The 14,264-nt window shown below is 65.0% G+C and carries 14 protein-coding genes; 6 read left to right on the top strand and 8 right to left on the bottom strand.

Annotation, left to right across the window (positions count from 1 at the left end; genetic code table 11):
• Positions 1-88 precede the first annotated feature (88 nt).
• The 3 genes from surE to NO357_RS00345 are packed head-to-tail and all read left to right on the top strand — an operon-like array spanning position 89 to position 2,768.
• On the top strand, positions 89-868 hold the full coding sequence (gene surE, locus NO357_RS00355) for a 5'/3'-nucleotidase SurE (RefSeq protein WP_306733625.1): 780 nt from the start codon (positions 89-91) through the stop codon (positions 866-868).
• Positions 865-1,518 carry a protein-L-isoaspartate(D-aspartate) O-methyltransferase gene (locus tag NO357_RS00350; RefSeq protein ID WP_306733624.1) on the top strand — a complete coding sequence of 218 codons (654 nt, stop codon included), beginning with the start codon at positions 865-867 and terminating at the stop codon, positions 1,516-1,518. The genes surE and NO357_RS00350 overlap by 4 nt, the downstream gene beginning before the upstream one ends.
• Before the next feature lie 56 nt (positions 1,519-1,574).
• The gene (locus tag NO357_RS00345) at positions 1,575-2,768 is read left to right on the top strand and encodes a LysM peptidoglycan-binding domain-containing M23 family metallopeptidase (protein WP_306733623.1); all 1,194 of its coding nucleotides are present in this window, start codon (positions 1,575-1,577) and stop codon (positions 2,766-2,768) included.
• Positions 2,769-2,936: 168 nt separating this feature from the next.
• Here NO357_RS00345 and NO357_RS00340 read toward each other — a convergent pair whose 3' ends face one another.
• Genes NO357_RS00340 through NO357_RS00325 form a run of 4 tightly spaced genes read right to left on the bottom strand, consistent with a single transcriptional unit; the run spans position 2,937 to position 5,623 of the window.
• The gene (locus NO357_RS00340; RefSeq protein WP_306733622.1) at positions 2,937-3,782 is read right to left on the bottom strand and encodes an ATP-binding protein; all 846 of its coding nucleotides are present in this window, start codon (positions 3,780-3,782) and stop codon (positions 2,937-2,939) included.
• Positions 3,782-4,813: a twin-arginine translocase subunit TatC gene (tatC, locus tag NO357_RS00335; protein ID WP_306733621.1), complete on the bottom strand. Its 1,032-nt coding sequence runs from the start codon at positions 4,811-4,813 to the stop codon at positions 3,782-3,784. The genes NO357_RS00340 and tatC overlap by 1 nt, the downstream gene beginning before the upstream one ends.
• The gene (gene tatB, locus NO357_RS00330) at positions 4,810-5,397 is read right to left on the bottom strand and encodes a Sec-independent protein translocase protein TatB (protein ID WP_306733620.1); all 588 of its coding nucleotides are present in this window, start codon (positions 5,395-5,397) and stop codon (positions 4,810-4,812) included. The genes tatC and tatB overlap by 4 nt, the downstream gene beginning before the upstream one ends.
• A gap of 7 nt (positions 5,398-5,404) precedes the next feature.
• The gene (locus NO357_RS00325; protein ID WP_306733619.1) at positions 5,405-5,623 is read right to left on the bottom strand and encodes a twin-arginine translocase TatA/TatE family subunit; all 219 of its coding nucleotides are present in this window, start codon (positions 5,621-5,623) and stop codon (positions 5,405-5,407) included.
• A gap of 233 nt (positions 5,624-5,856) precedes the next feature.
• On the opposite strand from NO357_RS00325, the gene cobA reads away from it, so the two are divergent.
• From cobA to NO357_RS00310, 3 genes are read left to right on the top strand one after another with little or no spacing between them, the layout of a single operon-like run.
• The gene (gene cobA / locus NO357_RS00320; RefSeq protein ID WP_306733618.1) at positions 5,857-6,717 is read left to right on the top strand and encodes a uroporphyrinogen-III C-methyltransferase; all 861 of its coding nucleotides are present in this window, start codon (positions 5,857-5,859) and stop codon (positions 6,715-6,717) included.
• Entirely contained in the window at positions 6,714-7,994 is a 1,281-nt protein-coding gene (locus tag NO357_RS00315; RefSeq protein ID WP_306733617.1) for a cobyrinic acid a,c-diamide synthase CobB, read from the top strand. The genes cobA and NO357_RS00315 overlap by 4 nt, the downstream gene beginning before the upstream one ends.
• A gap of 43 nt (positions 7,995-8,037) precedes the next feature.
• Positions 8,038-9,261, top strand: coding sequence for an MFS transporter (locus tag NO357_RS00310; protein ID WP_306733616.1), 1,224 nt, complete (start codon positions 8,038-8,040; stop codon positions 9,259-9,261).
• A 58-nt stretch (positions 9,262-9,319) separates the two neighbouring features.
• Here NO357_RS00310 and NO357_RS00305 read toward each other — a convergent pair whose 3' ends face one another.
• The 4 genes from NO357_RS00305 to cysS form a co-directional block, all read right to left on the bottom strand.
• Positions 9,320-10,084, bottom strand: a complete 765-nt coding sequence (locus NO357_RS00305; protein ID WP_306733615.1) for a squalene/phytoene synthase family protein — start codon at positions 10,082-10,084, stop codon at positions 9,320-9,322.
• The gene (locus NO357_RS00300; RefSeq protein WP_306733614.1) at positions 10,081-10,785 is read right to left on the bottom strand and encodes a class I SAM-dependent methyltransferase; all 705 of its coding nucleotides are present in this window, start codon (positions 10,783-10,785) and stop codon (positions 10,081-10,083) included. Before NO357_RS00300 ends, NO357_RS00305 begins: the two co-directional genes overlap by 4 nt.
• Positions 10,786-10,793: 8 nt before the next feature.
• A complete protein-coding gene (cimA, locus tag NO357_RS00295; protein WP_306733613.1) occupies positions 10,794-12,410 on the bottom strand; it encodes a citramalate synthase in 1,617 nt (538 codons plus the stop codon).
• A gap of 199 nt (positions 12,411-12,609) precedes the next feature.
• Positions 12,610-14,070 (bottom strand): cysteine--tRNA ligase, encoded by a 1,461-nt coding sequence (gene cysS, locus NO357_RS00290; RefSeq protein WP_306733612.1) that lies wholly within the window; start codon positions 14,068-14,070, stop codon positions 12,610-12,612.
• Positions 14,071-14,264: the final 194 nt, after the last annotated feature.

The following is a 14,264-nucleotide window of genomic DNA, read 5'->3' as shown; positions in this document are numbered from 1 at the left end:
TCCGCCACTCTGCAGCCCGGAGGTGCTTTCCCAGGTTCAGATCACGCGGAAATGGGTGTAAGCAATCGGAAAACGAGCCGGATAAGCGATGCGCATTCTGATAACCAACGATGACGGGATCAACGCCCCAGGGCTCGAGGTAATGGCCGCGATCGCGGCTGACCTGGCGGGCCCGGATGGTGAAGTCTGGACCGTGGCGCCAGCCTTCGAGCAGTCAGGCGTGGCGCATTGCATCAGCTATACCCACCCGATGATGATCTCGAAGATGGGCGAACGCCGCTATGCCGCCGAAGGCAGCCCTGCCGATTGCGTGCTTGCGGGCATCCACGAGGTGATGGAGGAAAAGCCCGATCTGATCCTCTCGGGCGTCAACCGCGGCAACAACTCGGCCGAGAACGCACTCTATTCCGGTACGCTGGGCGCGGCGCTGGAAGGGGCGTTACAGCGGGTCACGGCCTTTGCCCTGTCTCAATATCTCGGGCCGCAGAATTTCCATGCCGACGACCCGTTCGAGGCCGCCCGGGTGTACGGCGCCGAGGTCATCCGCAAGGTGCTGGCCGCCGCACCGCGGGAAGAGGCTGACTACCGCCTGTTCTATAACGTCAATTTTCCGCCCCAACCCGCCGACCGGGTGCTGGGCACCCGTGTCGCGCCGCAGGGCTTCCGCCGCCACACTCGGTTTTCGACCGAGCCACACCATTCGCCTTCGGGTCGGAAGTTCCTGTGGATCCGCGGCGGCGAGCAGCACCGGCCTACCGACCCTGGTACCGATGCAGCACTGAACCTCGAAGGCTATATCTCGGTCACGCCGATGCGCGCCGATCTGACCGCACATGAGGTGCTTGACCCGTTGAAGGCAATCGAATGATCACCCCTGACGACATCGCGCAACGCAAGATGCAATTCCTGTTCGCGCTGCGCTCGAAAGGGGTGACCGATACGCGCGTGCTGGACGCGATGGAGAAAATCGATCGCGGTGCGTTCGTGCGGGGGCTCTTTGCGGAGCGAGCCTACGAAGACATGCCGTTGCCGATTGCTTGCGGCCAGACGATTTCGCAACCCTCGGTGGTCGGGCTGATGACCCAGGCGCTGAATGTCAGCCCGCGCGACAAGGTGCTGGAGGTGGGGACCGGCTCGGGATACCAGGCCGCCATTCTCAGCCTGCTGGCGCGCCGGGTTTATACCGTAGACCGTCATCGCCGGCTGGTGCGCGAGGCAGCCGAAATTTTTCGGGCGCTTGACCTCACCAACATCACCGCGATGACCGTCGATGGCAGTTTCGGATTGCCTGAGCAGGCACCGTTCGACCGCATCATCGTGACCGCCGCGGCGGAAGACCCGCCGGGGCCGCTCTTGGCGCAATTGAAAATCGGCGGTATCATGGTTGTGCCGGTCGGGCAGTCGGACGCGGTGCAGAGCCTGATCAAGGTGACGCGGCAGGACAGCGGTTTCGACTATGACGAGCTTCGCCCGGTGCGTTTCGTCCCCCTGCTCGAAGGGTTGGGGCGAGACACGTAAGTGTTTGAAACAAAATAAAGACCCTCGAAAATGCGAGGACAGGTGAGGATATCGAGATGCGGTTTTCATGGCGACCCACCCCTATTCTTCTGCTTGGCAGCGCGCTGGCGCTGTCGGCCTGCGACCAGCCCATTGACCTGGATTTCCGCGGCGCGCTCGGTGGGCTGAACACCGCCGATGCGGCGCGGCAGGCGACGGCGCAGCGCCCCAATCCCGACGATCGCGGCATCATCTCCTATCCGAATTACCAAGTTGCTGTAGCACAGCGCGGTGACACGCTGGCGGATGTCGCTGCCCGAATCGGGGCCGATGCCGACGGGCTCGCCCGCTACAACGGCATGAAGACCACCGACCGCCTGCGCGAGGGCGAGGTTATCGCCCTGCCCAGGCGCGTGGCTGAACCGTCGCCCGCGACCGGCTCACCGACCACCGGTCCGATCCAGCCGCCTGGGGTCGATATCACCACGCTGGCCAGTGGGGCCATTGCCAAGGCCGACAGCCAACGAGTTGAAACCACGGCCCTTCCTGCCGCCGAGCCGAAGATTGCGCGCGGCCTTGAACCGAAGCGACACAAGGTGCAGCGGGGCGAGACGACCTTCACGGTTGCGCGCCTCTACAACGTCTCGGTGCGCGCGCTCGCCGAGTGGAACGGGCTGGGCAGCGATTTCGCGATCCGAGAGGGACAATACCTGTTGATTCCCGTGGCGAAGACGCCCGAGCCGAAAGACAAAACGGCCTCCGGCACCGCCGAACTGCCCGGAACCGGTACGCCAACCCCACTGCCGCCAAGCGCCGTGACGCCGCTGCCGGACGAGAAGACAAAGCCGGTCGCCGAAATCAAACAGGAGGCCAGTACGGCCGCTCCCGACCTTGGCAAGACCCAGACCGCGGCCAGCACCGGCGGCAAGCTGGCTTATCCGGTGCAGGGCAAAATTATCCGTGAATATTCAAAGGGTAAGAACGACGGTATCGATATTGCCGCCAGCGCTGGCACTGCCATCCAGGCGGCCGAGGCCGGCACCGTGGCGGCAATCACCGCAGATGCCGACCAGGTGCCGATCATCGTTGTGAAACACGCCAATAACCTGCTGACGGTCTATGCCAATGTCGCCGATATCGGGGTCAAGAAGGGCGACACCGTGCGCCGGGGTCAGAAGATCGCAGCGATCCGGTCCGGCAAGAGCGCTTACGTGCATTTTGAAGTGCGCAAAGGCTTCGACAGCGTCGATCCGATGCCCTACTTGCGATAGAGTTAACCTGCCGCCCCGGGCGGTTAAAATGGTTAATGGAGCCGGACGCGCCGTGTATGGCAGGCTGGCTGGCAATCCGGCTGGCTGCCTGTCTGGCGCACGGTGGCGCAAGAAACTGCAAGGCAACCGGTTAACTCCCCGCCCGGTGCGGGCCGACGGCGGCGCCGATCAGCCCAGACCGACGCCTTTCCGCCCGGCCAGGTCCGTGACGTATTGCCAGGCGACCCGGCCCGAGCGCGCGCCGCGCGTGGCCTGCCATTCGATCGCCTCGGCGCGCAGGTCGTCGTCGGAAATCTCGATGCCGTGGTGGTCGCAATAGCCGCGGATCATTTCGAGGTATTCGTCCTGGCTGCACGGGTGGAACCCGAGCCACAACCCGAAACGGTCCGACAGCGAAACCTTTTCTTCGACCGCTTCCGACGGGTTGATGGCCGAGCTGCGTTCGTTCTCGATCATGTCCCGGGGCATCAGGTGGCGGCGGTTCGACGTGGCGTAGAAGGCCACGTTGGCCGGTCGGCCTTCGACCCCACCGTCGAGCACGGCCTTCAGCGATTTGTAGTGCTGGTCGTCATGGGAAAAAGACAGGTCATCACAGAACAGCAGGAACCGGGTGTCCGGTTCAGCGCGCAGAAGGTTTAGCAGGCGTCCCACCGATGGCAGGTCTTCGCGCTGCAGCTCGACGATCTTGAGCGGCAGGCCGTCGGCCACCACGGCGCCATGCACCGCCTTGACCAACGAAGACTTGCCCATGCCGCGCGCGCCCCACAACAGCGCATTGTTGGCCGGCAGGCCGCGGGCGAACTGCATCGTGTTGGCCAGAAGCGTATCGCGCGAGCGATCAACGCCGACCAGAAGCGAAAGATCGACCCGCGAGATCTTTGCCACCGGCTCCAGCCGGTCAGGCTCGACATGCCAGACGAAGGCGTCGGCAGCGGCGAAATCAGGCGCCGCAAGAGGCGCCGGCGACATCCGCTCGAGCGCAGCGGCGATGCGTTTCCGCGCTTTCTTCGGCATCAGGACTTATCCACCATGCCGGGATCATCGTCCTCATCCCCGGCGGTGTCGTCTTCCTCGAACTCGTCGAGCAGCGGGTCGTCGAACTCGTCGCCCTCGCCGAAAATGTCCTCGGAGAGATCGGCCTCGGATTCCGCCTCATCGTCGTCGTCCTCGAACCAAAGGCCCTGGGCCTTGAGCTCGGCCTCGCGCTTTTTTTCCACCCGGGCGACGAGGAGAATCGATACCTCGTAGAGGCCGTAGACCACGGTGAACAGGATCACCTGGGTGATCACGTCAGGCGGTGTCACCAGCGCCGCCAGCACCAGGATGCCGACCATGGCGTATTTCCGCACCGAACCGAGGCCGGCGGCATTCACCAGGCCGGCCTTGCCCATCAGCGTCAGCAGCACCGGCAGCTGGAAGCAGAGCCCGAAGGCGATGATGAACTTGAGCGTGATGTCGAGGGACTCGTTGACCTTGCCGAAGAAGGTGATCTTGATGCCTGACTCAGTCTCGGGCACCACCGCCGCGTCTTGCGGCAGACTGTCGACGGCCCCGGAGAGCAGGTTGGCGAAAATCGAGCTGACATCGGCAAAGCCGAGGAAGAACTGCATCGCCAGCGGCGTGACAACGAGGTGGGCGAAGGCCGCCCCGAGGAAGAACATGAACGGCGAGGCGATCAGAAACGGCAGGAAGGCGTTCTTTTCCGTTCGGTAGAGGCCCGGCGCCACGAAGCGCCACATCTGGTAGGAAATCACCGGAAACGCCAGCGCGAAGCCGAACACCATCGAGATGCGGAACAATGTGAAGAGATATTCCTGCGGCGAGGTATATTGCAGCGTCGGGGCCGGATCGCCCAGGTCGCGCAGCGTGGCCTCGATCGGCGCCAGCAGGAACTGCAGGATCGGCTCGGCGACGGCGAAGGCCACCACGATGCCGACGATGAAGGCGATGACAGAATAAATGAGCCGGGTGCGCAGCTCGGCCAAGTGCTCGATCAGCGGCGCCGAGCTGTCTTCAATCTCGTCATGGGCGTCCGAGGGACTCATGCCTTCGACTCGCTTTTCTTGGTGGTCGCCTTCTTCGCCGCCGGTTTCTTGGCCGAGGCTTTCGCCGCCGTTGCCTTTTTGGCGCTGGTTTTCGCGGCAGGCTTCTTGGCAGCGGGTTTCCTGGCCGCAGGTTTTTTCGCCACGGACGCCTTGGCCGCCGGTTGTTTCGACGTGTCAGCCGGTGTGTCGGCCTCGGCCGCTTGGGCAGCTTCTTCAGCGGCCTTGCGTTCGGTCGCTTTCTTCGCCGCGGCCTCGCGAATCTTCTCGGCTGCTTCGGCGCGCTCGGCGGCGAGCTTGCCGGTGTGGCTGTCGGGATCCCAGGTCTTGAAGCTGTCGGTGGCGTCCTTGACCGCATCGAGCCCCATCTGCTTGGGATCGGCGATGGATTTCAGCGACTTGGCGGTGTCCTTGACGCCGGCCTCGTCGGCGGCCTGCTCCATCGCGCGGGAAAACTCCCGCGCCATACCACGGGCCTTGCCCACGAACTGCCCCACCTTGCGGAACAGAACCGGCAAGTCTTTCGGTCCCACCACGATCAGCGCGACGACACCGATGACCAAGAGCTCGGACCAGCCAAGATCCATTGCGGCGTCAGGCCTTGTCTTTGTCTTCTTCGGCCGGGGTCACGTCCTTGGCCGACTCGGCTGCCTGGTCTTCGAGTTCCTTGGTGCCTTCGTTCACGCCTTTCTTGAACGCGGTGATGCCTTTGCCGACCTCGCCCATGAGCGAGCTGATCTTGCCACGGCCGAAAAGCACCAGCACCACGACGGCGATGAGCAGAAGGCCGGGAAGGCCGATATTGTTGAGCATGCGTCTTCTCCCTAGATCGAGCGGCGCCGAAGATTGTGGCACCGGGCCCGAGATACGTGCTGTCAAGCTATCTAGTGGCTTGGCGCCCGGGATGAAAGGCCGAAACTGTGCCGTGGCCCGGTGAAATTGCGCGTTTTCCGGCCGAGAGTGCCCGGTGCGACGGCACCGGACGGCATGGACAAGGGCGAATTGCCGCTCTTTTACGGGGGCGAAAAGCGCGGCATAAGGGGCCCATGAGCGATTCAGAGACGCATCTTCCGCTGCCGAAGCACGATTGGCCGGTTATGGAACCGGGCTGGGTGTGGCTGTGTGGCGCGGGCCCCGGCGATCCGGGGCTTTTGACGCTGCACGCGCTCAACGCACTCCGCCAGGCCGACGTGGTGGTTTATGACGCGCTGGTCGAGGACACGATTCTGGACTGGGCACCGCAGGCCGAGCACATGTATGCCGGCAAGCGCGGCGGCAAACCGTCGGTCAAGCAGCGTGACATTTCGCTCCGGCTGGTCGATCTGGCCAAGGAGGGCAAGCGGGTACTGCGGCTCAAGGGCGGCGATCCGTTCGTGTTCGGCCGCGGTGGCGAAGAGGCGCAGACTCTCATTCAGCACGGCGTCAACGTCCGTATCATCCCCGGTATCTCCGCCGGCATCGGCGGGCTGGCTTATGCCGGGGTGCCGGTCACCCATCGTGACGTGAACCAGGCGGTGACCTTCGTCACCGGGCATGATCAGTCGGGCGAGACACCGGCGTCGCTCAACTGGGATGCGCTGGCCAAGGGGGCGCAGGTGCTGGTGATCTACATGGGCATGAAACATGCCGACCGGATTGCCAATGCGTTGATGGCGGGCGGCAAGCCGGCCGACGAGCCGGTGGCGGTGGTCAGCCAGGCGACAACGCCCGATCAGAAGGTTCTGGAGACCACGCTGGGCAAAATGGCCGCGGATATCGAGGCCAGCGGCATGGAGCCGCCAGCGATCGTCTGCGTCGGCCGTGCGGTTCTGATGCGGCAGGTGTTGGACTGGCAGGCACTGGCCCGCGGCGAGACCCCGCGCAATCTCGACCCGCTGGGCCGGGGCAAGCCCGCCGAACAGGCGTGAGCGGCCTGCTGATTGCCGCGCCGGGATCGGGCGCGGGCAAGACCACGGTGACATTGGCGTTGTTGCGGCTGTTGAAAAACCGCGGCGTCGCGGTGCGCGGCGCCAAGTCGGGGCCCGATTACATCGACCCGCGCTTTCATGAGGCCGCCTGCGGCGCGCCCTGCCCCAATCTCGATGCCTGGGCGATGACGCCGGAGCGGATCCGCGCATTGGCCGCGGGCGACGGGCTGCTGATCGTCGAGGGCGCGATGGGACTGTTCGATGGCGCACCGCCGGACGGCCGCGGTGCGGCGGCGGACGTGGCGCGCGCGCTGCAGATCCCGGTGGTGCTGGTGGTCAATGCCAGCCATATGGCCCAGTCGGCCGCACCCCTGGTCGCAGGCTTTGCCGGGCACGATCCGGCGGTGCGGATCGCCGGCGTGATCCTGAACAACGTTGGCTCGCCCCGGCACGAAGCGATGCTGCGCCGGGCGCTGGTGCCGCTGGGCCTGCCGGTGCTGGCAGCCTTGCATCGAAATCCGGCGCTGACCCTGCCTTCACGCCATCTCGGGCTGGTGCAGGCAGAGGAGCGCGGCGATCTCGAGGCGTTTCTGGACTGCGCCGCCCAGGCGCTGGCCGACAGCCTCGATACCGAGGCGCTGCTGGCGCTGGCGACGCCGCTCGCCCGGCCTGCCGGCCGCTCCCGGACGTTTCCGCCACCGGCCCAGGTGATCGCGGTGGCCCGCGATGAAGCATTCGCCTTTTCCTACCCGCATCTGCTCAGCGACTGGCGTGCGGCCGGGGCCGAGATTCGGTTCTTCTCGCCCCTGGCCGATGAACCGGTGCCCGAGGCCGGGTTCGTCTATCTGCCGGGCGGCTATCCCGAACTGCACGCTGGGCGGTTGGCAGCGTCGTCGTGCTTTGCTGAAAGCATGAGGAAGGCCGCGCAATCATCTGATATATATGGTGAATGCGGTGGATATATGGTTCTGGGAGATAGCCTTATCGAGGCTGGCGGGCAGCGGCATGAAATGCTGGGGCTGCTGCCTTTGAAAACTTCGTTCGAAACGCGCCGCCTGCATCTTGGCTACCGCAACCTGACCGCATTGAACGGGCCGTTCTCCGGGCGTTTTGCCGGGCACGAATTCCACTATGCGACGACGGTGTCCGAAGGCGACGCCGCCCCGCTGTTCGCCGCGACCGACGCCGAGGGTGCTGCCCTGCCCGAGATGGGGTTGGTTCGAGACAGGGTCGCGGGGTCGTTTGCGCATCTGATCGACCTGGCGGGTGAGACGTAAGGGCGCGCTTGCCACCCCCGGTGCAAAGGGATAGGCGGACGCCATGACTGACGCGACCCTGACCATTGACGACGCCCGCGCCAAGCGCAACGTGACGATCCTCGTGCTGGCCCAGGCCATCCTGGGAGCGCAGATGCCGATGATCTTCACCATCGGCGGGCTGGCAGGCCAAAGCCTTGCACCGAACCCCTGTTTCGCCACGCTGCCGATTTCACTGATCGTGCTGGGCTCGATGCTGGCGGCGACACCGGTGGCGGGGATCATGCAGAAATATGGCCGTCAGGCCGGGTTCTTCCTGGGCGCTTCTTTCGGCGCACTCGGCGGCGCGGTGGGGGCTTACGGGCTTTATCTCGCCTCTTTCCCGATCTTCCTGGCCGGCTCGTTTCTGACCGGGGTTTATATGTCGGCGCACGGCTTTTACCGTTTCGCCGCAGCCGACACGGCAAGCGACGATTTCCGGCCCAAGGCGATTTCCTATGTCATGGCCGGCGGTCTGGCCGCGGCGATTATCGGGCCTCAGGTCGTGAAACTCACCGCCGAGGCGATGGTGATCCCGTTCATGGGCACCTACCTCGCCGTGATCGTGACCAACGTGCTGGGCTCGATGCTGTTCCTGTTCCTCGACATCCCCCGCCCGCGCGCTCCCGAGGAAGGCGCGCCGGTGGGCCGGACCCGGCGCGAGCTGATTTCCACGCCGCTGATCGCCGTGGCGGTGATCTGCGCCATGGTCTCCTACGCGCTGATGAACCTGGTGATGACCTCGACGCCGCTGGCGGTTGTGGGCTGCGGCTTCGAGACCGGCACAGCGGCCAATATCGTGTCGGCCCACGTGCTGGCGATGTATCTGCCGAGCTTCTTCACCGGTCACCTGATTGCCCGGTTCGGCGTCAAGACCATCGTGGCGACGGGGCTCGTCATCCTGGCTGGCGCTGGCGCGGTCGCGCTGCAGGGAGTCGAACTTGAAAATTTCTTCATCGCGCTAATCCTGCTGGGGATCGGCTGGAACTTCGGCTTCATCGGCGCCACCACGATGCTGGCCGGCGCCCACAGCCCGGAGGAGCGTGGCCGGATCCAGGGAATGAACGACCTGATCGTGTTCGGCGGCGTGACCTTCGCCTCGCTGGCGTCGGGCGGGCTGATGAACTGCTCGGGCGGCGATGCCCAGGCCGGCTGGGCCAGCGTCAACCTGGCCATGGCCCCGTTCCTGATGCTGGCCGGCGGCGCGCTGATCTGGTTGTGGTTCCGCCGCGACGATGGCTACGCATAAGCCGAGTTTGACGCTGCCCGAGCGGATTTGCACCACCGGCGGGCATCCGGCGGACCGGTTACCAGCGATTGAGCAGCACGGCCTGCATCAGCGCGGCACTAGCGGCGAGAGGACCGGGCGCCAGGCGGCCTTCGAGGACGCGCGAGGGATCGGATTGCGCCCGGGCGAGCACCCGGTGCGCCCCGGCTACGGTATAGAAGGCCGGCCGCGCCCGTCTCACGATCTGCTGCTGCCGGGCCCGGGCCAGAGCGCCGAGCCCCTCGGCCGCCAGCCCCGCCAACGCGTCCGGCTCTTCCTGCGGCAACGGGTGTTTGCCGGCGGCTTTCAGCGCCGGCACGGCCTGAAACCAGTTGGCGAGCCCCAATGCCAGCCCGGCCGCGCGCGCCGGGCCGGGATCGGCCTGACCGAGCAGGCCCGCCGCCAATTCGAGCAGGGTGCCGGAGGTGGCCGCGAGATAGGACGTCAGCGCCGCCGCATCGGCAAAGGGGGCGTTGTAGATGTCGCGGACGCGCGCCTCGACCAGACCTTGCAGAGCGCGGGCTTGCTTCGGCGCGAGCGCCAGCGCCAACGGCACGACAACCTCGTGTCGCCGCACCACCCCGCCCGAAGCGATCTCCTCGAGCGCGTCGATCCACCACTGCAGCCGGATCTCGGCGATGCCGGGCTCGGTGGTCACAAAGGGCGCGCGGGCGACCTCGACGTTGAATGCATAGAGCGGAAAGAGCTTGTCTCGCGCGGTTCGCGGCGCGGCCATGACGGCGCGAAACCGCGCCGGGTCGCCGCGCTCGACGATGCGCGCGCAAGCCGCCAGATCGTCGCTCATCGCGGGCGCGCCACGCACAACAGGTAGCCGAAGTCGCGGGCATGGGCCCGCCACGTCGCGATCTCGCGGTCTGCCTCGTCGAGGACCTGGGTGAGGGCCGCGTCCGCGCCGGGGCGCAGGGCGGCGATACGGGCCTCCATCGGCTGATAATAGGCCTCCCAGGCGGCGTCCGACACCGGGCGCGCGGCCAGAAGCTCATAGCCGGCAGCCGCCACCTGTGCCGCAATGCCGGCAACATCTGTGACCGGGTAACCTTCGAACAGCGCATCAACCGCAGCCGGCGGATCGGGGCGGAACAGGCAGGCCTGCGAAAACGCTACCGCCCCGCCGGATGCAAGAGCGTCACGCCAGCCGGCCAGAGCCTCGGTCACGCCGACAAAATAGATCGCGCCTGCGCACCAGATCAGCTCGAACGGGCCTTGGGCGGCCATCATGTCGCCGACATAGCCGATGACGCCGGCGTCATCGGAAAAGCGCGTCTTCAGGTCGTCGATGAACGGCGTGTGGTTGTCGATGGCAACGATTTCGGCCTCGGGCGCTACCGCACGCAGCGCCGCAACGTCACCGCCCGGACCCGAGCCGGCATCGAGTACGCGTTTGAAGTCGCGCAGCCCCGCCTGTTCCACCGCCCAGGCCACGTCGCTGTCACAGCCCGGGCCTTCGCGAGGCAGGCCCCGGTGCAGGCGGAAGAAGGCTGCCATCTCCGCACTCACGCTGCCACGCCCTCGTGCAGCAGCTTCCAGTTGATCGCATCCAGCAAGGCGTCGAAGCTGGCGTCGACAATGTTGGGGCTGACCCCTACGGTTGACCAGCGCCGGCCCTGCCCGTCTTCGCTGTCGATGATGACGCGGGTCACCGCCTCGGTGCCGCCCTGGGTGATGCGGACCTTGAAGTCGACCAGCTGGATATCGTCGATCACCGCCTGGTAGCGGCCCAGGTCTTTGCCCAGTGCCTTCGACAGAGCGTTGACCGGGCCGCGGTCGGAGCCGCTTTCGTCGAGGCTTTCGGAGACCGACAGCTTCTTCTCGCCATCGACCTTCACCACCACCACCGCCTCAGAGAGGCTGACCATGCGGTTATACTTGTTCTTGCGCCGCTCGACGGTGACCTTGTAGCGCTTGACCTCGAAATACTCCGGCATGATGCCGAGTTCGCGCCGGGCGAAAAGTTCGAAACTGGCCTGGGCGCTGTCATAGGTATAGCCTTCGGCTTCGCGCCGCTTGATTTCCTCGAGGATACGGGCCAGCGCCGGGTCGCCCGGGTCAACCTCGATCCCCGCATCGGCGAGGCGGCGGCGCAGATTGGATTGCCCGGCCTGGTTCGACATCGGGATGATGCGGGCGTTGCCCACGGTTTCGGGGTCGATATGTTCGTAGGTTGTGGGGTCCTTCAGGATGGCGGAGGCGTGCAGACCGGCCTTGTGGGCGAAGGCGCTGGCGCCGACATAGGGCGCCTGGCGCATCGGCACGCGATTGAGGATGTCGTCGAGCTGGCGCGACGCGAGCGTGAGGGATTTCAGCGCGTCCTTGCTGATACCGGTCTCGAAGGCGCTGGCATAAGGTTCTTTCAAGAGCAGCGTCGGGATCAGCGTGGTCAGGTTGGCATTACCGCAGCGTTCGCCCAGACCGTTCAGCGTGCCCTGCACCTGCCGCGCGCCGGCGTCGATGGCGGCCAGGGAACCGGCGACGGCGTTCTCGGTATCGTTATGGGTGTGGATGCCGACGTGATCGCCCGGCACGCCGGCCTCGATCACCGCGCGGGTGATGTCGTGGATTTCCGACGGCAGGGTGCCGCCGTTGGTGTCGCAGAGCACCACCCAGCGGGCGCCGGCGTGATAGGCCGCCAGCACGCATTCCAGCGCATAGGGCGCGTTGGCCTTGTAGCCGTCGAAGAAATGTTCGGCGTCGAACAGCGCCTCGCGGCCCTGCGCCACCATGTGGGCGACGGAGGCGCGGATGTTGTCGAGGTTTTCCTCGAGGCTGATACCGAGCGCGGTGTCGACATGGAAATCATGGGTCTTGCCGACCAGGCAGACGGCCGGGGTGTTCGCGTTCATCACCTCGGCCAGCACGTCGTCGTTTTCCGCACTGCGGCCGGCGCGCTTGGTCATGCCGAAGGCGGTGAAGGTGGCACGGGTCTTGGGGGCCTCGGCGAAGAACTCGCTGTCGGTCGGGTTGGCGCCGGGCCAGCCGCCCTCGATGTAATCAACGCCGAGCGCGTCGAGGGTCTTGGCTATTGCATGCTTTTCCGGGGTGGAAAACTGCACACCCTGGGTCTGCTGGCCGTCGCGCAGCGTGGTGTCGTAGATGTAGAGGCGTTCGGTCATGGCCTGCTCCCTCGCGCCCCGGGCCTGACCCGGGGCCTCTTTTCCTGCGTCGGGAAGAGGCCCCGGATCAAGTCCGGGACGGGGTTGCGAGCAATTCCGCCCGGGACGCTTGCGTCACGGGCAGCGCCCGGCCGCCCCCCCGGGCGGGCGCTTCTCGCCCACCCGCGGCCGGGCACTGCCCTCTGTTGCATGAGGCGCATCATTTGAGGGCCTCCAGCTTGGCGGGATCGAAATCGGGTCCCGGTAAAAGCTCTACACCTTCTTTGCTCATCCGCACTTCGACACCGGCGCCGAGAAGCGCGGTTTTGAGACGATCTACTTCTTCGAAGTTTTTCGTTTTCTTCGCCTGAGCCCTTTCAAAGACCAAAGCCAATTCAAAATATTTGAGGTCCTTTTCCAAAGGCTGGTCTCGAAGTTTCTTGGCCATTTCCACAACGTCGAAACCCAATATCGCTGCGCTGGCAGTGAACGCGTGAAGTCTTTCTGCCTGCTCATCGACACTAAGTGCGGCGAAAATTCTACGATCATCGATTTCGCGCGCCATTTTCTTTAGGCGTGTCATTGCCAAAGACGTGTTCAGATCGTCCGCCAATGCCTCAACAATGATCGGATCGGGATTTCCATCGGAGGCTTCAAGCTCGGACAATTCAGGGAGCGTAGAGAGTGTTGTCGCCCAAAAATCCAACTCTCCCTTTGCCTGACGCGCCTTTTGCTTAGTCCAGTCCATCGGCTTGCGGTAATGGGTCGACAGAAACACGAAGCGGATCACCTCGCCCGGCACCGGGGGTTCGCCGTCATGGCCGGTCAGCAGGTCATGCACGGTGAAGAAGTTGCCGAGCGACTTCGACATCTTCTTGCCCTCGACCTGCAGCATCTCGTTATGCATCCAGACATGGGCGAAATCGCCCTGCGGGTGGGCGCAGCAGCTTTGCGCGATCTCGTTCTCATGGTGCGGGAACATCAGGTCGTTACCGCCGCCGTGGATGTCGAACGACTCGCCCAGAAGCTCGTAACTCATCGCCGAGCATTCGATATGCCAGCCGGGGCGGCCGCGGCCCCACGGGCTGTCCCAGCCCGGCAGGTCGTCCGAAGACGGCTTCCACAGCACGAAATCCATCGGGTCTTCCTTAAACGGCGCCACCTCGACCCGGGCGCCAGCGATCATGTCATCGACCGACCGGCCCGACAGCCTGCCGTAATCAGCGTATTTGCGCACCCGAAACAGGACGTGGCCTTCACGGGGATAAGCAAATCCACCCGCAATCAAATCTTCGATCATCGCGATCATCTGTGGAATGTACTCGGTCGCGCGCGGCATGTGGGTGGGCTCCAAAGCGCCCAGCGCCGCCATGTCGTCGAGGAACCACTGCGTCGTCTCGACGGTGATCTCGGAGATCGACCGGCCGCTCTCGGCGGCGCGGGCGTTGATCTTGTCATCGACGTCGGTGAAGTTACGCACATAGGTGACGTGATCCGGCCCGTAGACGTGGCGCAACAGGCGAAACAGCGTGTCGAACACCACCACGGGGCGGGCGTTGCCGAGATGGGCGCGGTCATAGACGGTGGGGCCGCAGACATACATCCGCACGTTCGACGGGTCGATCGGGCGGAAGAGCTCCTTCTTCCGCGTTCTGGTGTTGTACAGCTTGATCTCGGTCATGAGGCCCTCACGCACGGCGGTTCCGCGGCGGGCTTAGCAACTTCACATCGGATAGGAAACTAAAAGAACGGCCCGCCTGACGATGTCAGTCGGTAATGCAGCAGATAATGATGCAGGTTCCGTTCATGGGGGCGAGATTAGGGGAAAATCGCCATCCTGCCAAGCGGCTTTGTGGCGACGAGCGAAGGCGGTAG

This window comes from Marimonas arenosa, from assembly GCF_030848945.1.
GTDB classification, from domain to species: Bacteria; Pseudomonadota; Alphaproteobacteria; order Rhodobacterales; family Rhodobacteraceae; genus Marimonas; species Marimonas arenosa.
The sequence above is the reverse complement of the archived record's forward strand: the minus strand, read 5'-3'. Positions and strand labels throughout refer to the sequence as shown.